Origin of the sequence: Aeromonas popoffii, from assembly GCF_000820025.1 — a bacterium.
Taxonomy (GTDB): Bacteria; Pseudomonadota; Gammaproteobacteria; order Enterobacterales; family Aeromonadaceae; genus Aeromonas; species Aeromonas popoffii.
The window spans coordinates 13612-35043 of record NZ_CDBI01000092.1 but is presented as its reverse complement, the minus strand read 5'-3'; the positions used below and the strand labels follow the sequence as shown (position 1 = coordinate 35043).

The 21432-nt window shown below is 56.5% G+C and carries 20 protein-coding genes and 4 tRNA genes; 12 read left to right on the top strand and 12 right to left on the bottom strand.

Annotated elements, in window-relative coordinates:
* Positions 1-56: 56 nt before the first annotated feature.
* From citG to BN1129_RS20195, 8 genes are read right to left on the bottom strand one after another with little or no spacing between them, the layout of a single operon-like run.
* On the bottom strand, positions 57-890 hold the full coding sequence (gene citG / locus BN1129_RS20230; RefSeq protein ID WP_042038991.1) for a triphosphoribosyl-dephospho-CoA synthase CitG: 834 nt from the start codon (positions 888-890) through the stop codon (positions 57-59).
* Positions 868-1413, bottom strand: a complete 546-nt coding sequence (citX, locus tag BN1129_RS24620; RefSeq protein ID WP_209418537.1) for a citrate lyase holo-[acyl-carrier protein] synthase — start codon at positions 1411-1413, stop codon at positions 868-870. Before citX ends, citG begins: the two co-directional genes overlap by 23 nt.
* On the bottom strand, positions 1410-2930 hold the full coding sequence (gene citF, locus BN1129_RS20220) for a citrate lyase subunit alpha (protein ID WP_042038989.1): 1521 nt from the start codon (positions 2928-2930) through the stop codon (positions 1410-1412). The genes citX and citF overlap by 4 nt, the downstream gene beginning before the upstream one ends.
* A 10-nt stretch (positions 2931-2940) precedes the next feature.
* Positions 2941-3816, bottom strand: a complete 876-nt coding sequence (gene citE, locus BN1129_RS20215) for a citrate (pro-3S)-lyase subunit beta (RefSeq protein ID WP_042038988.1) — start codon at positions 3814-3816, stop codon at positions 2941-2943.
* Positions 3813-4106 (bottom strand): citrate lyase acyl carrier protein, encoded by a 294-nt coding sequence (gene citD, locus BN1129_RS20210; RefSeq protein WP_042038987.1) that lies wholly within the window; start codon positions 4104-4106, stop codon positions 3813-3815. The genes citE and citD overlap by 4 nt, the downstream gene beginning before the upstream one ends.
* A gap of 17 nt (positions 4107-4123) precedes the next feature.
* On the bottom strand, positions 4124-5143 hold the full coding sequence (gene citC / locus BN1129_RS20205; RefSeq protein ID WP_042038985.1) for a [citrate (pro-3S)-lyase] ligase: 1020 nt from the start codon (positions 5141-5143) through the stop codon (positions 4124-4126).
* Positions 5144-5161: 18 nt separating this feature from the next.
* A complete protein-coding gene (locus BN1129_RS20200; RefSeq protein WP_042038984.1) occupies positions 5162-6022 on the bottom strand; it encodes a fumarylacetoacetate hydrolase family protein in 861 nt (286 codons plus the stop codon).
* Between the two features lie 27 nt (positions 6023-6049).
* The gene (locus tag BN1129_RS20195; RefSeq protein ID WP_042038982.1) at positions 6050-7411 is read right to left on the bottom strand and encodes a 2-hydroxycarboxylate transporter family protein; all 1362 of its coding nucleotides are present in this window, start codon (positions 7409-7411) and stop codon (positions 6050-6052) included.
* Between the two features lie 358 nt (positions 7412-7769).
* Here BN1129_RS20195 and BN1129_RS20190 point away from each other — a divergent pair, with 358 nt between their 5' ends.
* The 6 genes from BN1129_RS20190 to BN1129_RS20165 all read left to right on the top strand — a co-directional run bounded on the left by BN1129_RS20190 (position 7770) and on the right by BN1129_RS20165 (position 10864).
* On the top strand, positions 7770-9395 hold the full coding sequence (locus BN1129_RS20190; RefSeq protein WP_209418536.1) for an ATP-binding protein: 1626 nt from the start codon (positions 7770-7772) through the stop codon (positions 9393-9395).
* On the top strand, positions 9385-10098 hold the full coding sequence (locus BN1129_RS20185; RefSeq protein WP_042038980.1) for a response regulator: 714 nt from the start codon (positions 9385-9387) through the stop codon (positions 10096-10098). The genes BN1129_RS20190 and BN1129_RS20185 overlap by 11 nt, the downstream gene beginning before the upstream one ends.
* 392 nt (positions 10099-10490) lie before the next feature.
* Positions 10491-10566: transfer RNA gene (locus BN1129_RS20180), tRNA-Phe, on the top strand.
* 52 nt (positions 10567-10618) lie between these two features.
* Positions 10619-10694, top strand: a tRNA-Thr gene (locus BN1129_RS20175).
* 10 nt (positions 10695-10704) lie between these two features.
* Positions 10705-10780: transfer RNA gene (locus BN1129_RS20170), tRNA-Phe, on the top strand.
* A gap of 8 nt (positions 10781-10788) precedes the next feature.
* Positions 10789-10864: transfer RNA gene (locus BN1129_RS20165), tRNA-Asn, on the top strand.
* A 197-nt stretch (positions 10865-11061) separates the two neighbouring features.
* Here BN1129_RS20165 and BN1129_RS20160 read toward each other — a convergent pair.
* Positions 11062-11394 (bottom strand): hypothetical protein, encoded by a 333-nt coding sequence (locus BN1129_RS20160; RefSeq protein ID WP_042038978.1) that lies wholly within the window; start codon positions 11392-11394, stop codon positions 11062-11064.
* Positions 11395-11963: 569 nt separating this feature from the next.
* Between BN1129_RS20160 and BN1129_RS20155 the strand changes: the two genes are divergently transcribed.
* Positions 11964-13136: a CD0519/CD1768 family membrane protein gene (locus BN1129_RS20155; RefSeq protein WP_042038976.1), complete on the top strand. Its 1173-nt coding sequence runs from the start codon at positions 11964-11966 to the stop codon at positions 13134-13136.
* A 60-nt stretch (positions 13137-13196) separates the two neighbouring features.
* On the opposite strand, the gene BN1129_RS20150 is transcribed toward BN1129_RS20155, so the two are convergent.
* Complete coding sequence (locus tag BN1129_RS20150) at positions 13197-14210, bottom strand: chemotaxis protein (protein WP_042038975.1); 1014 nt, start codon at positions 14208-14210, stop codon at positions 13197-13199.
* Between the two features lie 208 nt (positions 14211-14418).
* Here BN1129_RS20150 and BN1129_RS20145 point away from each other — a divergent pair, with 208 nt between their 5' ends.
* Positions 14419-15138, top strand: coding sequence for an SDR family NAD(P)-dependent oxidoreductase (locus tag BN1129_RS20145; protein ID WP_042038973.1), 720 nt, complete (start codon positions 14419-14421; stop codon positions 15136-15138).
* Here BN1129_RS20145 and BN1129_RS20140 read toward each other — a convergent pair.
* Positions 15125-17191 carry a tRNA(Met) cytidine acetyltransferase TmcA gene (locus BN1129_RS20140; RefSeq protein ID WP_042038972.1) on the bottom strand — a complete coding sequence of 689 codons (2067 nt, stop codon included), beginning with the start codon at positions 17189-17191 and terminating at the stop codon, positions 15125-15127. The genes BN1129_RS20145 and BN1129_RS20140 overlap by 14 nt on opposite strands.
* A complete protein-coding gene (locus tag BN1129_RS20135; RefSeq protein ID WP_042038970.1) occupies positions 17188-17502 on the bottom strand; it encodes an HlyU family transcriptional regulator in 315 nt (104 codons plus the stop codon). Before BN1129_RS20135 ends, BN1129_RS20140 begins: the two co-directional genes overlap by 4 nt.
* Positions 17503-17639: 137 nt before the next feature.
* Between BN1129_RS20135 and BN1129_RS20130 the strand changes: the two genes are divergently transcribed.
* From BN1129_RS20130 to BN1129_RS20115, 4 genes are all read left to right on the top strand, one after another.
* On the top strand, positions 17640-17846 hold the full coding sequence (locus BN1129_RS20130) for a bacterioferritin-associated ferredoxin (protein WP_042038969.1): 207 nt from the start codon (positions 17640-17642) through the stop codon (positions 17844-17846).
* Positions 17847-17991: 145 nt separating this feature from the next.
* Positions 17992-18471 carry a bacterioferritin gene (gene bfr, locus BN1129_RS20125; RefSeq protein ID WP_042038967.1) on the top strand — a complete coding sequence of 160 codons (480 nt, stop codon included), beginning with the start codon at positions 17992-17994 and terminating at the stop codon, positions 18469-18471.
* Positions 18472-18672: 201 nt separating this feature from the next.
* Positions 18673-20778, top strand: a complete 2106-nt coding sequence (locus BN1129_RS20120; RefSeq protein ID WP_042038965.1) for a DUF885 domain-containing protein — start codon at positions 18673-18675, stop codon at positions 20776-20778.
* Positions 20779-20866: 88 nt separating this feature from the next.
* Positions 20867-21325, top strand: coding sequence for a methylglyoxal synthase (locus BN1129_RS20115; protein ID WP_042038964.1), 459 nt, complete (start codon positions 20867-20869; stop codon positions 21323-21325).
* The last annotated feature ends 107 nt before the right edge of the window (positions 21326-21432 follow it).

Sequence of the window (21432 nt, the reverse complement as noted above, 5' to 3'; positions counted from 1 at the left end):
CGGCTGGCAACGCCTTGGGGCGCGCGGGGTTCATCATGACCCGTCTTGCCGGTCAGTTATGGGGCCAGTTTGGCCAGAACGCAGGCGACGGCCAGCAAGTCGGCGCTGCCGCCTGGGCTCAAGCGTTTGGCGATCAACGCTCTGTCCATCTCTTGCAGTCTTGCTAGGTCCCACCCGTTATTCAGCAGGTTTTGCGCATAGCTCTGAACGTAGCGCAGACCGGCAATACCTCCTCGGGAGACCAAGTTACTGTCATTATTGGTCGCCATCAGTCTTAACAAGGCATGGTGCAACTGTCGCTCCCCCTGCTCGGCATGCCAATGTGGCAGGACGAAGCGCCTTATCGTAGCGAAACCGTTTTCCACTTCACCTCGCGCTCCCGTCAGGGCAAATTGCTGAAATTGACGCTCACCCGCTGTGCTGGGATGGGGTTTATGGTGCAACTCTCGACTGACCAGTCCCTGACAGATTTCACTGACCGTTCCGCAGACATTGTCGCTCGTCACGGGTCTGTTTTGCCCCAGCAGGCGACCGGCGGCAAAGCAGAGCAGACCCAGTGAAAAGATACCGCCTTTATGGGTATTCACCCCGCCCGTTGCGTTGAGCATATCCTGTTCGCAGGCCATCCCTGCCGGGCGTACCAGCGCCAACTGTCTATCCGGGGTATGCTGGGCATTTGCTCTCCCCATCTCTTCAAAGATGGTCAGCCAGGGGGTGATGGCGGCAATGCTGCGCAAGAACAGCGGGTAATCCATATCGGAGTGCGAGCCCGAGTTTGCCTGATCCACCAAACCCGGTTTTGGGGTCAAATCCAGCTCCTGAAGCAGTGCCCAGGCCGCGATAGCCGGTACATCGATTGCATGGCTTTTAAGGGCGAGTGAAGCAGTCATCGATTAACTCCTCGATTCGTCTGACTATCTCTGGGTGTGGGTGGCGGCGGGAGCGGGCACAACCGTGAGCCTGTTCATCACATATCAAGCACCGGCGTGGAGGCTCGCCCAGAGCGCGTCGTCCGATCTGGCCGGTCTGATGACAAATGACATCGAGATCCCACAGTCTGCCAAGGGGGTGGGTTTGTTCCAGCGCGACACAGGCGGTTTTAATATCGGTGGCGGCGTGTGCAATCGACCATAGTCCTTCCGGGCCAGTGGGTAGCCACAGAACCTGGTGGTCCAAGACTTGCCATTGCCGGGCTTGTAGTAGTTGCTGGCACTGTGTGATGGCGGTTTGCATGCATTGGCGGTAACGGGGGCTATCTTTTATGGCCCCCGGCGTGACCAGCGTGAGTGAAATGATGGGGTGCTGGTAACGAGTCAGCCATTCTTGCTGGCGTGCTGCGCGGCACTCCTTTGCCGTCAGCAGTTGCTCCAGGCTGACCCCCGCCTGAGCGGGGGACTCTTTATCACGGATCAACTCTCTTTCACCTCTCGTACCGTATCGATAACACTCCCATCGCGATAGCGGATCACGCCGACAATCTTGTCGGTAAATTCGATCGCTTTCGGTTTACCCGTCAGCGAGATGGCTTTCTCATAAAGTGCCTCGATATCGACCAGTTTCAGCCCCGCAGTGGCCAGCCTCGCACGAATTTCCGGACGAGCCGGATTCACCGCGATCCCGTGATCGGTGACCAGTACATCAATGCTCTCGCCTGGTGTCAGTCGGGTGGTGACCTGCTTCACTACGGTCGGGATGCGGCTGCGCAGTAAGGGCGCCACCACAATGGTGAGATTGGCGGCCGCGGCGACATCGCAGTGACCGCCGGATGCACCACGCATCACCCCGTCCGATCCGGTGATCACATTGACGTTAAAATCGACGTCAATCTCCAGTGCGCTCAGAATGACGATGTCCAGTTGGTCGCAGCAGGTCGCCTTGCTGTCCGGGTTGGCATAGACGTTGGTGGAGATCTCTATGTGATTGGGATTGCGAGCCAGAGAGGCTGCTGCTTGCCCATCAAAGCATTGGGTATCAAGCAGCTTTTCAATCAACCCTTTTTCATGGAGTTCGACCAGGCTGCCGGTGATGCCGCCCAGAGCAAAACGGGCTTTGACGCCATTGCGCTCCATTTTTTCTGCCATGAAGCGGGTACAGGCTGTTGATGCCGCGCCGGAGCCGGTCTGCATCGAGAAGCCGTTTTTGAAGTAACCCGAGTGTTCAATTACATCGGCGGCAAAGCGGGCAATCAGCAGTTCGCGCGGGTTGCTGGTGACGCGGGCTGCACCGACGCTGATTTTTGCCGGATCCCCAACGCTCTCCACTTTGACAATGTAATCGACCTGATCCTGGACCAGGCTGGCAGGCATATTGGGGAAGGGCACCAGCTCTTCGGTCATCAACACCACATGACGTGCGAAGTGGGCATCGACCATCGCGTAGCCGAGCGAACCACAGCAGGATTTGCCGTGGGTGCCATTGGCATTGCCAAACTCGTCGCTGCAGGGGACGCCAAGAAACGCTACGTCGATCTTCAGTTCGCCATCTTGCAGCAGTTTTACCCGTCCGCCATGGGAGTGGATCTGGACCGGTTCATCCATCAGACCATGGGAGATGGCGTCGGCCAGTTTGCCGCGCATGCCGGAGGTGTAAATCCGGGTGATCACCCCGTTTTGGATGTGCTCAATCAACTTGTCATTACAGGTCATCAGGGAGCTGGAGGCCAGGGTCAGATTTTTGAAGCCCAGTTTGGCCAGCGTGGCAACGACCTGATTGATCACCTTGTCCCCTTCGCGAAAAGCGTGGTGGAACGAGATGGTCATGCCATCTTTCAGGCCGCAACGTGCAACCGCCTGCTCCAGGGATTCACACAGTTTGCGATTGTGCTTGGCAGCCTGATCTCCCAGCCAGGGGGTTGCGTGGTAGGCTCCGGCGAACGGGGTCAGTGCCCGCAGGTGAGGAAAATTGATATGGAGTTGTTCAGTCTGTTTCATGGTTGCATCCTTAACGGCGCACGCCGGAGGCTGCGGCGCGCTCCAGCACTACTTGGGCGTGATTGATAATGGGGGCATCCACCATTTTCCCGTTGAGGGAGACCACCCCCAATCCGTTGCGCGCACCCTCTTCGGCGGCCTCAATGATCCGTTTCGCGTGCTCGACTTCCTGTTGCGTCGGGGCATAAGCGTTATGCAACAGGTCGATTTGGCGCGGGTTGATCAGGGATTTGCCGTTAAAGCCCATGCGGCGGATCAGCTCGACTTCCCGTAAAAAGCCTTCCTCGTCATTCACATCCGACCATACGACGTCAAAGGCATCGATACCTGCGGCACGTGCCGCATGCAGCACGGCGCAGCGGGCGTAAAACAGTTCGGTGCCATCTCCCCGCTCGGTTTGCATGTCCATGACGTAGTCAAAGGCCGCGAGGGCGATCCCGATCAGGCGCGGTGAGCTGCGGGCGATGGCGACCGCATTGATCACGCCAACCGCGGATTCGATGGCCGCCATCACTTTGGTCGAGCCAACCTCCCGGCCACATTCCCGCTCAATTCGCTCCAGATGGCCTTCCAGCTCATAGATATCATCGGGGGTATCGGTTTTCGGCAGGCGGATCACGTCCACGCCACCCCGGACTGCTGCTTCCAGATCGAGCAGACCAAAGGGGGTGTTCAGTGGATTGATGCGGACCACGGTTTCGATGTCCCGATACATGGGGTGCTGCAAGGCGTGGAAGACCAGCAATCTGGCCGAGTCTTTCTCCCGCAGTGCGACGGCATCCTCCAGATCAAACATGATGGAGTCGGGGTTGTAGATAAAGGCGGTCGAGAGCATGGCGGCATTGGCCCCCGGCAGGAACAGCATGCTGCGGCGAAGTTTTTTCATTGCAGTTTCTCCCAAGCAATCTGCTGCACATCGGTGGCACGCAATATTGCGCTTTGCAGGCGAGCGCGAATGACGCAGTCCAGCGCCCCTTTATCTTCGATGATGATCAGTCCCCGGGTGATGCCCATGGCATCGAGCGTGATCTCCACGACCTGGCGGATCTGTTCGCCAAACTGTTTCATCACTTCGCTGTAGATTTCGATCTCCAACCCCTGGTCAGAGGGGGCAATCTTTACCATCAGGTCGCTGGACTCCTGAGTTCCTGCCAGCGCCTCTCTTACTATATTCATGGTGAATTCCTTAACTGCTATGCGACTTCCGCGCTGTAATGGGTTTCGAGATAGGCAAGGGTGCTCTCGGGGACGATCTTTCTTATCCGGGAAAAGAGCTGCTGCTGAAGCAAGCGGCGGACCTCTGATGCTGAAATCGCTTTATCGGCCTCCTTGATGCGCGGTATTTCCACCACATCAATCGTGCCAGCCAGCAGGTCATGCAGCGTCTGATTGTATTGCCGGGAAATCTGGCAAAACGGTTCGGAGCCGATGAAGCGATGGGTAATGCCTAGCGCGGGGGCGATGTAGTCGCGAAAGGTAATCACATCTATTTCGCTCCAGGCTTGCTGCACCTTGCCGCTCTCTTTCAGGAAGTAGGTCGGAAATGTGGCGCGGGAGATGATGTATTTCGAACCTTCATGAACGGTCACATTCGCCAGGTTCGCCACACCGGCACGCACCATTTGCAGCCGAGCGTGGAACGGGAAAAAGGAGGCATCTTCCCGTACGACAAACAGATGAACCCAATCGCACTGTTTGGCCGCTTGGGTGATCAGGTGATAATGGCCAAGGGTGAACGGATTGGCATTCATCACAATCGCCCCGACCTGTCTGCCTTCATGCCGGTAAGGGAGGAGTGAACGACAGTAACGGTCAACGCCACCGGGGGTGTTTTCCATCAAAATGGCATCATCGCCACTTTGGGCGATGGACCAGAATCCACACTGTTCAAAGCGCTCCCGGTTAGCCGGTTTGGTACAGAGGAACAGGTGAAAATGGCCCTGTTCCAGGGCCAGATGTTCTACTTCTGCAAGCAGCCGGGTACTCAGGTTGGCACCGCGCAACTGCTTGTCGACCGCTACGCATTTAATAACGTTGTGTGCCAGACCGGCGCATCCCACCAATTTGAAGCCTGACCAGGCCTCGACAAAAAGGGTGATGTCGGCATCCAGCCCCAGATCATTGTCCGCGAGCAGGCCACGAAGCCGCTCAAGGCGCTCCGGCTGTTTGGCAACGCCGGTCAATCTGAAGTCAATTGTGGGTAGTGACTGCATAGTCTTGTCCGCGCTCTCTTACGCCGCACTTTGCACATCGGTGGGTGATTCGACGATCACATTGCTCAGGCGGCCAATATGTTCAATTTCGACCTCGATGCGATCTCCGGCTTTCATAAACAGTGGTGGATTGCGTTTTTTGCCGACACCACCGGGTGAGCCGGTGATGATGACATCCCCCGGGCTGAGGCGAGTGAAGGTACTGATGTACTCGATCAGGTCAGCAACTTTGTGGATCATGCTGCTGGTGTTGTCCTCTTGCACCATGCACCCATTTAACCAGGTGCGAATGGCCAGTTGATGCGGGTCGGGGATCTCGTCAGCGGTGGTTAGCCACGGGCCGAAGGCACCGGTTTGCCGCCAGTTTTTACCAGCGGTAAACCAGGTGTGCTGCCAGTCCCGGGCTGAACCATCCATATAGCAGCTATACCCGGCGACATGGTTGAGAGCATCCTGTTTGGCGATATGCTCGCCGCCTTTGCCGATAATGACCGCCAGCTCGCCTTCATAATCGAATTCGCTGGAGTGATATGGCTTGATGACGGGGTTGTTGTGGCCAGTCTGGGAATCAGCAAATCGGACAAACAGCGTGGGCGCTGGATTATGTTGATCAAACTCCTGACGTTTGGCGGCATAATTCATGCCGACGCAAATAATTTTCCCAGGCTGTTCAATGACAGGTAAAAAGGTAATTTCAGCAATATCCAGATCAACAGGATCATGTTGATAGTTTGCCGCTTCGCTGAGGGCATTGGCATCAAGCAGTGACTTCAGATTGTTATAACGATGGCCAAGGCGGCGTCCTAAATCGACCACGCCTTGTGCGCGGACAATGCCGTAGCTACTCATACCTTGATATATAAAACTTGCGAGTTTCATCGCGTCTTCCTTACTACTTTTATTCAATCAAATGAGGAAATTGCCCAATACCAGCAGCGCAATGGAGACATTGATTGCACCGCCAATACGGGTTGCAATCTGGGCAAAAGGCATCAAGCTCATGCGGTTGCCGGCAGTCAGAATGGCCACGTCCCCCGTTCCGCCCTGGCCGCTTTGGCAGCATGAGACAATGGCGACATCAATAGGGTGCATACCGATTTTTTTACCGACGAAGAAACCGGTCACAACCAGTGCTGATACCGTGCTGATAATTACCAGCAGGTTAGTCAGGGTGAAGGCATTCACCAGTTCTTGCCATGGGGTGATGGCGACACCTACCGCAAACAGCACGGGGTAGGTCACGGCTGTTTGGAAGAATTTATAAACAACCTGAGAACCTTCCAGAATTCGCGGTGAGACACCATGGGTCAGTTTCACCAGTACGGCGATAAACAGCATGCCGACCGGTGCAGGCAAACCAATCAGTTTATGACCAAGCATGCCGAGCATATAAAGCAGTACTGCCAGCAATACCCCTGAAGCCAAGGTTGTAACATCGGTCTTGCCGGTAAATGCGCCGGACAAATTGGCGATTTTGTCATCGCGGCTATTGCTGTTGGGTATTAACTGGCCTTCGCCGGTCAAATGTGGGTAGCGTTTGCCAAGTTGGTTCAGGCAACCTGCAATAATAATTGCGGTCAAACTACCCAGCATGACCATTGGCAGAATACGGCCAAGGGCAACCCCCTGATCCATGTGGAGGAGCGTGGCATAGCCGATAGATAGTGGAATTGCGCCTTCTCCTACCCCCCCTGCCATGATTGGCAAGATAATGAAGAAGAAGATCTGGAATGGTTCAAGGCCTAATGCCAGGCCGACACCCATGCCAACGATCATGCCAACAATTTCGCCACACAGCATCGGGAAGAAAATTCGCAAGAAGCCCTGGATCAGTACCTGGCGATTCATGCTCATAATGCTGCCAACAATAATGCAACAGATATATAGATAAAGAATGTTGGTGGACTTGTAGAATTTTATTGTTGACTCGACGACTGAGTCAGGTAGCAGACCGTAGTAGACTAGCGCAGACGGAATAAAGGTCGCACAAATCGCAGCTGCACCAAGTTTACCAACAATTGGGAGTCGTTTGCCAAATTCACCACAGGCAAAACCAAAAAATGCCAGTGTGGCGACCATAACAACTATATCACTGGGTAATTTACCGCCCAGACAATCAATAGCAATCAGTACCCCAGCCAATATAAAAAGAGGCAGTGGTATAATGCCTACCTTCCAGGTGTCCATGATGTACCACCACCGTTCCTTGAGAGAGACCGATTTGGTATTTAGTGCTCCTGGTGCATCCAAGTTGTCTATTGCACTCATAGTCAAGCCATCCTTTCAGTTATTTGTCATCGCCAAGATATAGACATCCTTGATTGCGTTGTGTGAGTGTCCGCATGATAAAGTCATGATTTTAATGGTGGCTATGGACTTTATGGTTTCTTTTTATCCTGCGTGATCGAGATCATTTTTTATAGTGTGGATTTTATGGTTTCTTTTCAATCTCGGCAGATTCTGTAACAGAGAGTCATAATTTTATTAATTGTCCCGTGCATTGTCGCCTTAGGACGGCTGGTATGTTGTGGAATAGATCACAACATTTTTATTGTGGTCCACCATATTGCATGAAAGCTGATAAGCTAACTGCTGGTTTTTTATTGTCGCATATAATGTTATGAAAATGTCCTTCCAAATCAGATTGTTTATCTCGTTGGCGTTGTTTTCTCTGGTACTCTCTCTGGTATTGGGGGGCATGTATTACGCAAGTTTTAGTCGCCAGTTGTATGAGCATATGGGGGAGCGGGCAAAAATACAGGCAGAAGAGATTGCCTTGATTCCGACATTACGCCTTGATGTGCTGAAGAATGACACTGAAGCGATTAAATTGTTAATGGAGAAACTGGCTGCACGTAGCGATGCGAGTTTTATCGTCATCGGCGATATGCAAGGGCGTCATTTGTACCATTCGGTGTTTGATGGTCGGGTGGGTACCGCTCTGATTGGCGGTGATAATGCGGAAGTGTTGGCTGGAAAAAGCATCGTGACCCTGCGTCGTGGCGGCTTGGGAGTGTCCCTGCGTAGCAAGGTGCCAATTAGAGATGATGCTGGGCGCGTTGTCGGGATTGTCTCGGTGGGGTATCTGACGAGTTATCTTGATAACATCACCATCAGCAAGGTAGTTAATATATTGATGGTTGCGCTCTCTTTCCTTGCTGCGCTATTTGTATTTTCATGGTACTTCACTCGAAGTATCAAAAAACAGATGTTTGCGTTGGAGCCACGAGAAATTGGCTTGCTGGTGCGGCAACAAAAAGCACTGATGGAGTCGATATTTGAAGGGGTGATCGCTATTGATGGCCAATTGCATATTGAGGTTATTAACCATGCCGCACGGACATTGCTTGATTTGCCTCAATCTGCCCACTCTCTACGTGGTCAGCCGATTGGTAATGTGATAAGCCCAGTGCCATTTTTTGATGAAAATCTTATGTTGGCAAATGATACGCATGATGAAATCTGTACTTTTAATCATTTAACGGTGATCGCCAGTAGAGTCAGTATTATGCTGGGAGATGATTTGCAGGGGTGGGTAATTACATTTCGAGACCGTAAAGAAATAGACTCTCTGAACGCTCAATTGAGTCAGGTTCAACGATATGTTGATAATCTCAGGATCATGCGACATGAACAACTGAATCGGATGGCTGCTTTGTCAGGGATGCTGCATATGGGGCGTTACGATGATGCCATTCGTTATATCCAGGCGCACTCTGAATATGCACAAGAGCTGCTTGATTTTATCTCGTCGCATTTCAGCTCACCAACAGTGTGCGGTTTGCTGCTGGGCAAGGTTTCACGCGCCACCGAGAAAGGGGTAGTGTTACAATTTGATCCGGCTTGCTCGATGACGAATGAGTTTGGCACGCTTGCGGAATCTGAACTGATATCGATTATTGGCAATCTTCTGGATAATGCCATTGAGGCAACCCAACGCGCACCATTACCTCATGCCCCGGTAGAGATATTGATTAAACTGACGCAGCGAGAATTGATTGTTGAGGTGGCCGACCAAGGTGTTGGAATTAATAATGACATTAGAGATCATATTTTCCAACGAGGGGTGACAACCAAGATTAGTGGTGACCATGGTATAGGACTGTATTTGGTCGATAGCTATGTGACGCAGGTGGGCGGTTCCATCGAAGTGACGAATAATATACCCCGTGGAACAATATTTTCCATCTTTATACCTGTGACTGAACATATTAATAATTCAGGGCTGGAAACACATTATCATGCGATATGAACCGATAGATGTCCTTATTGTTGAAGATGAGAATGAGCTGGCACAGTTGCATTCGGAGTCGATCCAGAAGCACCCCCGTTTACGGCTGGTGGGTATTGCGTCATCACTGGCAGATGCCCAGGCACAGATCGCCAGCAAGCAGCCACAGCTGATTTTGCTGGATAACTATTTACCCGATGGGAAAGGCATCACGCTCATCAATCACCCGGATCTGCTGGCCAATACCTCGGTCATTTTTATTACTGCCGCTAGCGATATGAATACGTGCAGTCAGGCGATCCGTAACGGGGCATTTGACTACATCCTGAAGCCCGTATCATGGCGGCGTCTTGACCAGTCTCTTGAGCGCTTTGTTCAATTTACCGAGCAACAGCGGCTTTGGAAGATTGTTGACCAGAAGAGTGTCGATTCACTCTACCTGTTGCAAGCCAAAAATTATCGTCTGGATAACAGTGCCAAGGGAATAGAAGAGAGCACACTGACCTTGGTACAAAAACTGTTCAACGATGCGGACTGCCAATTCTTTTCGGTGGATGATGTAGTCAGCGCCACAGGGCTCAGTAAAACCACCACCCGTCGTTATCTCGAGCACTGTGTCGAGAGTGGTTTTCTGAGGGTTGATATGCTGTATGGCAAGATTGGTCATCCGCGGCGGATCTATTGTCGCGTAGTGGAGGGGGGTGATACTTGCCAGACTGATTGATGCCATGTGGCTACGCCCATAGTCGAGGCAGGTGTGCCTCGGGGTATCAGGGCTGTCGAGTCAGTCGCCGTGCTCCTCATATAATGGGGCCGCCCTCTCTCTTCTGTGCGGGGCGATTGTGGTTGTGTCTACTGGCATGGGGTTGCGGGTGTGCTTTGTTCAGCGCCAAACGCCCAGTCATGACGGTTGCTAATAAGGGAGAGGCTCTCGACTTATCTTGTCGGTCGCCAGTTGTTCCGGCGGCCTCTCTTATTGATCTCAGGCGGCCCTGGCTCGGAAAAATGCCGAAAAGTGCTCATAGTTGTGCAAGTTGCGCAAAAAAGAGACGAACGAGACAAAAAGTGAAATTTCCCGTTGACCATCCGCCTTAAAATCCGTTTAATAGCGCCCACGCCCAGATAGCTCAGTCGGTAGAGCAGGGGATTGAAAATCCCCGTGTCGGCGGTTCGATTCCGTCTCTGGGCACCAAAATTTGGTGCTATGAAATAAAAATTTGTTCATGCACAAGGGTTTAAAGTGTGCCGGCTTAGCTCAGTAGGTAGAGCAACTGACTTGTAATCAGTAGGTCACCAGTTCGATTCCGGTAGCCGGCACCATTTATAGATTGCCCAGATAGCTCAGTCGGTAGAGCAGGGGATTGAAAATCCCCGTGTCGGCGGTTCGATTCCGTCTCTGGGCACCAAGTACAATTCCTCCTTAGTTCAGTCGGTAGAACGGCGGACTGTTAATCCGTATGTCACTGGTTCAAGTCCAGTAGGAGGAGCCAACACAAAAGCCCAGCAGCAATGCTGGGCTTTTTCTTTGTCTGTCGTTTACGGCCGACCAGATTCACGTGACAGGTTCGTTTGTTACTGGCTGAGTGAGAGCATGGCTGGCCGAGATAGTAGCGTCTTTCTAGTATCTCCGTTCGACAGGGATGGCACTTAATGTCTGCTGTTGTTTCATCAGCGGCCAGCGTTATCGCTATCTTTCCGGCGTGATACCTTGCATTTTCAGCCAGAATGCCTCCTGACAGGGATTGTGGAACAGCTTGCGTAGCGGCGTGATGGGCATGGGGCTGGTGACGACGCTGTAGCTTATCCAGCATTCGGCACACAGCTGTGCTGAGGGGACTTGATCCTGCTCTGTCTGATGACAGATGACGACCCTATTGGCGAACCAATAGGTGGTTTGCTGGTGCTGGATCAGGGTGCCACTCTCGTCATGCTCGCTATAGTGTTCACTCTGCTGGCGTGTGATGATCGCCGGCCCCGGCTGCCGATGGATGGCCTTTATATAGGTGATGAGCTGATTCATTGCTGTTCTGTTTGTGATGGGGGCGGAGTTCGGCGCTGGCCGGAGGTGTCGCGATCTTAACTTGTTGCATCGAGACCGGTAATCCTGCCGCCAGACCGAACGGTGGATCACCGTCGATATGTATTTTGGCAAGTTGCTGAAGGCCTTGCTAGTCATGCCCGAGCGCTGTCAGCAGGACGGAGTACCCTGCCACCAAGTCATCGGACTAATGCGTAACGGGTTGAACATAGGCGGCATTCAGATACGAAATCCCAGTAAGGTAGATGAAGTCTCTGGCGGAGGTTATCCACGTTCTTTCGCTGACTTGCCGCGGTTGTTATACTCCTGCCCCGCAATTTTTCCCGAGTGCTGGTTTTATCGTGCCGACCAGGTCTGATGCGGGCTTGCTGGCTATGTTGGCCCGGCAATCGCGTTTTCCTCCCGAGTGCCGTTGTCAACACTACTGACTATTCGTCCGGATGTCAGCGGAACCTTGCTGGATACGCCATTCAAGGAGCCCTTGTCGCGAGTGCGTCATGAGTTCAATAACAAAAACAACGATTCACACAGAGACAGCAATCAGGATTGGTATGGAAAATCAAGCAGTTAAAGATTCGCATACATCGCAAACCTCTCTCCGCCGCTGGCTGGAGCCGGTACTGGTGCTGGCCATTCTGGGCTCCCTGTTCGGCTACCTCGGCAGCCAGATGGGGCTCTCCTCTTTGGTCAATACCCTGTTCAACACCGCCCATCAGCTGCTGCTCAATACTGTGCTCTTCATCATGGGGATTACCGTGTTGTCGGGGGCGCTGAGTCAGCTGCTCAGCGAGTTCGGGGTGATCCGCCTGCTGGAGGTGCTGCTGGCGCCGCTGATGAAGCCCATCTTCCGCCTGCCTGGACGCACCGCCCTGGCGGCCTTGATGACCTTCTTTTCCGATAACCCGGCGGTCATCAGCCTCGCCAAAGACAGTCGCTTTCGCAAAGGCTTCACCCCCTGGCAGCTGGTCTCACTCACCAACTTCGGTACCGCCTTCGGCATGGGGCTGATAGTGGTGACCTTCATGGCCACCCTGCAACTGCCGAGCGGCGAATCCACTGCCAGTGCAGCCCTGATCGGCCTGCTTGGCTCCCTCATCGGTTCAGTGGTCTCGACCCGGTTGATGCAGCACATGATCCGCCCGCTGGTGGGGGAAACCCTGATGGATGACGAGGTAGTGAGCCTGGGTGCCAAGCCTGGTCTGAGCCAGGAGGCGGCCCCCACCTGGCTGCGGGTGCTCAATGCCCTGCTCGATGGCGGCAAGTCCGGGGTGGAACTTGGGATGGCGGTGATCCCCGGGGTGCTTATCATCAGCACTTTCGTGATGCTGCTGACCTTCGGCCCGGGCGAGCAGGGTTACAATGGCGAGGCTTTCCAGGGGGTGGCGTTGCTGCCCGTGCTGGCGGCCAAGGTGGGTTGGTTGTTCGAACTGCTGTTTGGCTTCCAGCAACCGGAGCTGGTCGCCTTCCCGGCGACCTCGCTGGGGGCGGTCGGTGCCGCCATGTCGCTGATGCCTCCCTTTATCGCCAAGGGGTGGATCACCGGCAACGAGGTCGCGGTGTTTACCGCCATGGGCATGTGCTGGAGCGGTTTCCTGAGCACCCACACCGCCATGCTGGATGCCCTCGGCTATCGCCACCTCACCTCCCGTGCCATTGTGGCCCACACCATCGGTGGCCTGTGTGCCGGGGTGGCGGCCCATCAGATCTACCTCTGGCTTGGGTGAAGGGACAGTCAGCAAAAGGGCGCCTCGGCGCCCTTTTGCTTGTCTGGCCGGCTAACGGCCTTACAGATTGCCCGGTTTGGGGATGGGGATACCGATCAGGAAGTTGTCTATCATGCCGACCATGCGTCCCAGCTCGGGTTTGGTGATGGTATCGTTGGCCCCCAGCTGAAGTGCCTTCTGGCGGTTGTCGTCACTCATCAGCGACGAGAACATGACGATGGGGGTGGTCTTGAAGGCAGGGGTATCCCGCAGGCGTTTGAGCAGGTGCATGCCGTCCATGCGGGGCATCTCGACGTCTGTGATGATGCCGCTGACGAACTCGGCCACCGGGATCTTCTCCTCCTGCGACAGGCGGTCGAACTCCATCAGCATCTCCAGCCCGTCCCCCCCATCCTTGGCGGTCACCACGTTGTAGCCTGCGGTGCGCAGCGTGGTCTCTATCATCTTGCGGATGAAGGCGGAATCATCCACCACCAGCACCGTCTTGGCCTGGCGCAGTGCCATCATGCGATCGTCGATGATGACCTTGCGATCCTGGGTCACATCGTACTTCTCCATGCTCAGCTCGGGGTTGATGTCGGCGATGATCTTCTCGAAGTCGAGGATCATGATGAGGTTGCCATCACGCCTGACCACGGCCACCACGCAATCATTCTCGCCCGCCTCCAGAAACTGGCTGGGGGACTCCACATCCTCCCAAGAGACCCGATGGATCCTGCTGACGCTGTCGATGAGAAAGCCGTTCGCCATCTTGTTGAAGTCGGTGACGATCACCACCTTGTGGCTGGGGTCAGGGTTGGTCTTGATGCCAAGCCAACCCGCGAGATCCACCAACGGGATCAGCCGCTCGCGCAGGGAAAAAACACCCACCATGTGACGTTGGGCGTTGGGGTAGTCTGTGGTTTCCGGTACCCGTATCACCTCGCGCACCTTGGCGACGTTGATGCCGTAATAGGCGATCTTCTCCCTGCCATCTGGCATCTGCTTCTTGAGGTGAAACTCGATGATCTCGAGCTCGTTGGTACCGCTCTCGGTCAGGATGGATTTACGATCTTCCCCGTCTTTGGACATCATGGTCACTCTCGTGCTTCTGGTTGCGCTGGCAGCACCCGCTGCGGTTTTCCCTCAGTATAGGAATGGATCCGCCCACTCCGGGGCGATCCACACAAGCTGGCCCTCATAACTGCTTGATCCGGCAGACAGGAAGGCGCGTACCAGCTTAACAGGGAAAGAAAGAGGCGATGGAGAAGGGCATCACACTCACCGCAAACAGGAGATGAACATGAACGAGGGCGTCGTGGTGATTGGAGCCGGGGGCGGTATAGGTCAGGCGCTGGTGGCACACTGGCTGGCGACAGGGGGCGGTCCTGTCATCGCGGTCAGCCGGCAGCCGGCACCCTTCGGGTGTGATGATCCCCGCTTGCATTGGCTGCGTTGCGATTACAGCGATCAGCAGATGGCTGACGTGGTGGCCCGTATCGCCACTCTGGCCCCGAGACCGCACCGGCTGGTGATATGCAATGGTGTCCTGCATCAGGGGGGGATCAAGCCTGAAAAGCGGCTGGAAGCGCTTGATGTCGAGGCCATGACCAGCCTCTACCAGACCAATGCTTTGCTGCCGCTGCGCTGGATCAACCAGCTGCTCCCGCTGCTTGGCGCCTCGCCCTGCACCCTGGCGGTGCTCAGCGCGCGAGTCGGCAGCATTGGGGACAATCGGGCGGGGGGCTGGTATGGCTATCGTGCCTCCAAGGCAGCCCTCAACATGCTGCTCAAGTGTGCCGCCATCGAACTCGCCCGGCGTGCCCCGGGCGTCAAGCTGCTAGCGTTTCATCCGGGTACTGTGGATACCCAGCTCTCGCGCCCGTTTCACGCCAATGTGCCAGATGGCAGCTTGCAGACGCCAGAGCAGGTAGCTCGCCATCTGGTCAGTCTGATGGCGGGGCTGATACCTGACGGCGAGCTCAGCTATCTCGACTGGCAGGGCAAGACTATCGAGTGGTAGGGATATCCAGCAGGCGAGCCAGCAGGGCGCGTAGCGCCTTGATGATGGCCGGCTTGCCCGCCAGTTGCAGCCGATTGGCCAGATGTCCCCAGTCCGCATATTGCCAGATGGTGGCGATCAGCAGCTGGCGCTCGCTGGGGGTCAAGGAGGTCAGTCGTGGCAGATTGCTGGCCAGCCAGTGCTGTAAGCTGGCTTGGCACAGCTCGAACGGCTTGTGGTGATGGGCGAAGCAATCAAGCTCAGCCTGTTCAAACTCATCCAGCTCAGGCACGGCCAGCTCTTGTCCCTTCGCACATTGCCACACCAGTTCGGGATCCAGCCCTTTCAACTCACCTGCCAGCAGGGTCGGCAGCTGACACACGAAGCGTTGGCGCCACTGGATCAGCTCGGCCTCCCACTCGGGTTTGAGTGCCTTGAACAGCAGAGCGGCATGGCAGCCGCTGGCGGCATCCCGTTGCAGGCCGATGCGCAGCACCTGCAGCCCGGCCCTGCGCCAGAAGGGCAGCAGATCGGCACTGGCCGAGAAAGCCGAGCCCAGATAGTCGAGCCCTTCCTCCCGGTAATACTCCTCCAGCTGGCCGAGCAGTTGCGAGCCGAGCCCGTGGCGATGCAGCGCCGGGTGGATGGCGATACGCATCACCCGGGCGTAGCTGCGCGCCCCTGCCGTTTTGAAACCGGCGTGGGCCAGCAGGGACTGGGGCAGCAGATGGCCGCGCGGACGTCGTCGGCCCGCCCAGATCTGCTCGGCCAGTGTGGGATCTATGTTGCCTTCCCGTGCCACCAGCGCGACCCCGAGCAGGCTCTGCTCCTGTTCCAGCAGGTGGATGTCGAGATCCGGGCTCTCCAGCAAAGACCTGAGATCGCTCGGCGTGGTCTGGTAGTGCGCCAGCACCAGCAGGCCGAACAGCTGATGGAGTAACTTTTCGTCTTCTGCCAATGCCTCTTGGCCGATCAGCCGCCAGCCCGGGCTGGTCGGTGGCAGGGGCGGAGCCACCTCGGCATTGAGGCCCAGCAGGCGAAATACCAGGGGTTCCAGCGGATCGCCAAGGCTCCAGCGGATCGGCTCGTCTAAGTGGATCTCCTGCCAATCCGGCGTCTGGTGGTCCAGCACTCGCTTGAAACGCAGGTGAAAACCGCGTCCCGTGCCCTCGTAGCCGTGTTCCGTGGTGGCAAAGACGATACGGCTGTGGCGGGCCAGCATGGCCTCCAGCAGCGGGGTGGGGATGGCGGCGGCTTCGTCCACCAGCAACAGATCGGGTTGCAGGGCTTCCTCTACCAGCCGGGCCGGTGAGCAGAACTCGAGGCCAATCAGCCGTTCCACCTCTATACCCAGCGACTGTGCCGCGTGGTCAAACAGGGTGGCAGCCGTGGCCTGGGAAGGGGCCGTCACCACTATCTTTAGGTCGGGTTGCTGGCGCAGCAGCTCGGCGGCGGCTAACCCCAGCAGGCTGCTCTTGCCGCGTCCACGATCGGCACTCAGCACCAACGGGCGGCGACGATGGCCGTGCAATACCCTGTGAATGGCAGGCAGGGCCGCGGCCTGATCATGGCTCAGCCGTCGCAGTGCGCCGATCGGCTGCCAGGGCGCAAGGCTGTGGGGCGGAAGCAGGGAGAGCGCAGGATCGTCCGCCAGCAGGTGCACCAGCCGGGCGATGAAGCCGTGACCAGCCCGGTCCGCCTCTTCTGGCTGGGCGACCAGTCGCACCCTGTCCGGATCCGGATACTCGGGCCATTGCGCTCTTGGGGGCGTCAGCAGCAGCAGCAGACCGCCCGCCCGCAGTGTGCCCGCCAGCGCGCCAAAGGCGTCGGGATGAAAACCACTGAAAGCGTTGAAGACCAGGGTGTCGCACTCCTGACCGAGCCGTTGCAGCGCCTTGGCGGCGGGAACGGGCTCATGGCAAGCCGGACCTTCTCCTAGCCAATAGATGATGCCGCCCAGCAACGCTTCGGCACGGGCGATGCAATCGGCCTCGTCCCCTTCCAGCCAGACCAGTCGCCGTTCACCGGCGCGGGCCAGGGCCTGGCGCAGGGCGTTCACCTCGGCAGGGCTCATGAGGCTGAACTGTCGCCCGCTTTGACGCGAGGTTCAAACATGCGATCCCCCATCTGATCGATGAAGGTGTGGGCCTTCTGCACCATGAAACGCTCCGCATCGGCCGGATTGGCGAACAGATCGGAGCGGATGAAGATGTGGGTCTGCAGCATGCCATCCATCTCTTTGGTGATGCGGCCCGCCAACCGGTACTGGCCCCCTTCCGCCATGGGCTCGGGGTAGATGAGATAACCGGCGTATTCGGTGGGAGTCACCTCAACGACAGGGGTGGGCTTGCTTGCGAACAGGGCAGTGAACAGTTTCTTGAGCATGATGTTTTCCTCTGTGACGGGACATTGTCACCAAGGGGTTGATGGCTGGCAAGCAGGGGATCTTATTACTAATGGTTATTTGCACTACGAACCATTCTCATTTAGATTTCATGGCATTCCAGCATGAGGTAAACACTATGTACGTCTGTTTGTGCCGCGGCATCACAGATACCCAGATCCGCAAGGCGGTACAGGCAGGCAAGACCGAGTTTCGTCAGCTCAAGCAGTCACTGGAGGTGGGGGCCCAGTGTGGCAAGTGTGTGCGCATGACCATGGAGATCATCACCGCCGAACTCGACAAGGCCGAGCTGGCACAGACTCCGCTCTACTACGAGGTGGCCTGACCCGGACCGCCCCTTTTCTGGCTCGACCCGCTAACAGTGTCACCCTGCCTCTCAAGCGAGCTGGCTCGCCAGACCTTTTGTTGTCACCTTTCTGGACTAAGCTCTAACGATCGAGGCCTCAGGCACGCATCAAGGAGCACTGTCGATGAAAGGAGATCCCAAGATCATTACCCACCTCAACAAGGTGCTGGCCAATGAGCTGATTGCCATTAATCAATACTTCCTGCACGCTCGCATCTACGATGACTGGGGTCTCAAGGCGCTTGGGCATAAGGAGTATCACGAGTCCATCGATGAGATGAAACACGCCGACGAACTGGTCAAGCGGGTGTTGTTTCTGGAGGGGCTGCCCAACTTGCAGGATCTGGGCAAGCTGCGCATCGGTGAAACGGTCGAGGAGATGTTGCGCTGTGATCTGTTGCTGGAGATGGATGCCATCCCGGACCTGAAAGTAGCTATCGCCTACGCCGAGTCGGTGCAGGACTATATCAGTCGCGACCTGTGCCAGAACATTCTGGAAGATGAGGAGGAGCATGTGGACTGGTTGGAGACCCAGCTCGATCTCATCGATCGCATCGGGCTGGAGAACTATCAGCAGTCCCAGCTGCATCACGGCTCATCCTGACCAGTCATGGCATGAAAAACCGATTCCAAAACCCGCTTTGGCGGGTTTTTTTATGTTCGGCACCATCGCTTTTTATTGCAGTTATCTGTATGAAAAACAAGCTTGTTTTGTTAATCAGGTCGCAACAATACGAGCGAGAGAGATGCATTATTGGAGCCCCGTATCGGGACACACAATAACAACAGGTGAAAGGACTACACCATGCACTTCTTGCCCAACAAGCTGGCGCTTGCCTGCGCCATCGCACTCTCCCTCGCTGCCTGCAACGACAACAGCTCCAACGCGCCGGCGGATCCCGCGGCCACCAAGGCCTCTCTGATGCAAACCATGGACGAGGCCCTGCGCGAGAGTCAGGCGCTGGACCCCTACGGTTTTGCCATTGATGCCTCCAGCATTGCCAAACGCAAGGCGCTCGACAGTGCGCTGCTCACCCGGCTGGATGCCCTGGACCCGAGCGTGCTGAGCGAGCGGGACCGATTGTTCTACGACATGATCCGCTGGGATCTGCAGATCAATCTGGCGGGCTACGAGTTGCCCCAATCCCAGATCCCGATCCACCACTTCCGCAACCGGGTGGTGGATCTGGCCGATGACGTGGGGGCTGCCCCCGCCAGCGGCAAGGCCGCCCGCACCGTCAGCAGTGGCTTCGATTACTTCGAGCAGAGCTCGGCCGAGCGGGTCGCACCGGGGGATGCGGCCTGGCGGCGGGATCTCGACCGCCCGGCCACTGCGCCAGCGCTGGCTACTCGGGCCAGGGCAACGACGGCCCCGCTGGCCTGGTATCAGGATCACCTTGTCTGGCTCAAGGCCTATGATGCCTATCTGGCCGAGGTAAAACATCAGTTCGAGCTGGGCAGCGCCCAGGGCAATACCTTGCCGGACGAGCTGGTGGACCGGCTGCTGGCCCAGCTCAACAGCAAGCTGGATGGCGAGGTGATCGCCGGTGCCTACCTCGGCTGGCAGCTGCTGCCGGGGGAGGCCGACGAGGCGCTGAGCACCGATTACAAAGCGGTGCTGGACAGTATCAATGGCCGCTATCTGGCACTGCGGGACTATCTGGATTACCAGCATGGCGGTGCCTATGGGGTGCGCCTTGGCAGTGGCGAGTGTGACGACGGTTTCTGCGGTATGACCAATGGCCGCGACTGGTATCGCTGGCTGCTGAAGAAGCACACCACCACCAATATGACGCCGGAGCAGGTGCATGAGCTGGGGCTGAGCGAGGTGGAACGTATCTTCGGTGCCATGGTCAAGGTGTGCCATACCGTCGGCAAGTGCGACAGCGATGAGGTGGCCCAGAGCAAGCAGAGTGGCCAGATCTATGACTTCTTCCGTTATCTCAACGAGCCAGCCTTCTTCTACCAGAATCCGCTGGCTGTCTGGTCCGCCAATCTCAACCCGGGCAATGTGGCCGGTGCGGCCCTGAGCGAGCCGCAGCAGCAGGCGCTGGCGGAGCATGAGCGGGCGTTGCGGGAGTACAACGGCTTCAAGAGCAAGGCGGCGCTGGTGTTGCCGGACTTCTTCGATGCCGAGCGCACCATTCCCAAGTTGGATTACGAGGTGGTGCCTGTCTCCTATGATGAGGCGCCTTATGGCGGGGTCGCTTGGTATCAGGACGGTAACCCGCAGACCGGCCGCAAGGGGCAGTTCTTCCTCAATACTTACTACCCCTATGGCCTGCAGAGCTGGAACATCAGCACCCTGCTGGCCCACGAGGCGGCGCCGGGCCACCACTTCCAGATCACCATAGCCCAGGAGCTGGCGGCCAAGGATCCCGACTTCCCGCAGTATGTGGCGAATGCGTCCTATACCGCCTATGCAGAGGGCTGGGCGCTCTACACCGAATACCTGGCGGATCACGATATGGGGCTCTATCAGGGGCGTGGCCTCTATGATCCGGCGGTGGGGGATGTGAAGGTCGAGGGTTCGCCTGCCTTCAATAACCAGTTGCAGTACTTCGGCCGTCTCAACGAGGAGATGCTCAGGGCCATGCGGCTGGTGGTGGATACCGGCATTCACTGGTATGGCTGGGGCCACGACAGGGCCGTCGGCTACATGAAGGAGAACTCGGCACTGGGGGCGGGGGACATCAGCTCTGAGGTACCCCGCTACATGGCCTATACCGGTCAGGCAACCTCCTACAAGGCGGGTCAGCTGGCGCTGATCCGGATGCGGGAGTCTGCCGAGCAGGCCCTTGGCGGCCGCTTTGACCTCAAGGCGTTCCACCACCATGTGCTGGAATACGGCATGTTGCCCATCTCTGTGCTGGAGCAGAAGCACCAGCAGTGGATTGAACAGTCGAAGTGATCACAGTTACGGCGCCCGGCAAGGCAGCGGGCGCTGCTTTCGATTAGGATACAGCTCTCTTCCCATCACTATGCTACGGATGAATTCCATGGAACTGATTGCACGTGAGATGGCGCCCCACAAGCGGGTGGCGCTGGTGGCTCACGACAACATGAAGACCCCGCTGCTGAACTGGGTGATGTGCCGCAAGGAGGAGCTAAAGCTTCACCATCTCTATGCGACCGGCACCACCGGCACCATGCTCGGCAAGAAGGCACAACTGCCCATCACCTGCCTCTTCTCCGGCCCCATGGGTGGCGACCAGCAGCTCGGAGCCCTGATTGCCGAGGGCAAGATAGACGTGCTGATCTTCTTCTGGGATCCCCTCAATGCGGTGCCCCACGATCCGGACGTGAAGGCGCTGCTGCGCCTGGCGGCCGTGTGGAACATACCGGTTGCCACCAACGAGGCCACAGCGGACTTCATCATGGACAGCCCTCACATGCAGCAGGCGTTCAGCGTGCAGATCCCGGATTATGCCGGCTATTTGAAGGCCAGGACCGAATAACGGCAGATCCGCCAGTCAGTGCTGGTTATTTGAAAGCCAGGACCGAATAACGGCAGATCCGTCAGTTTGTGCTGGTTACTTGAAGGCCAGAGCCGAATAAAAACAGC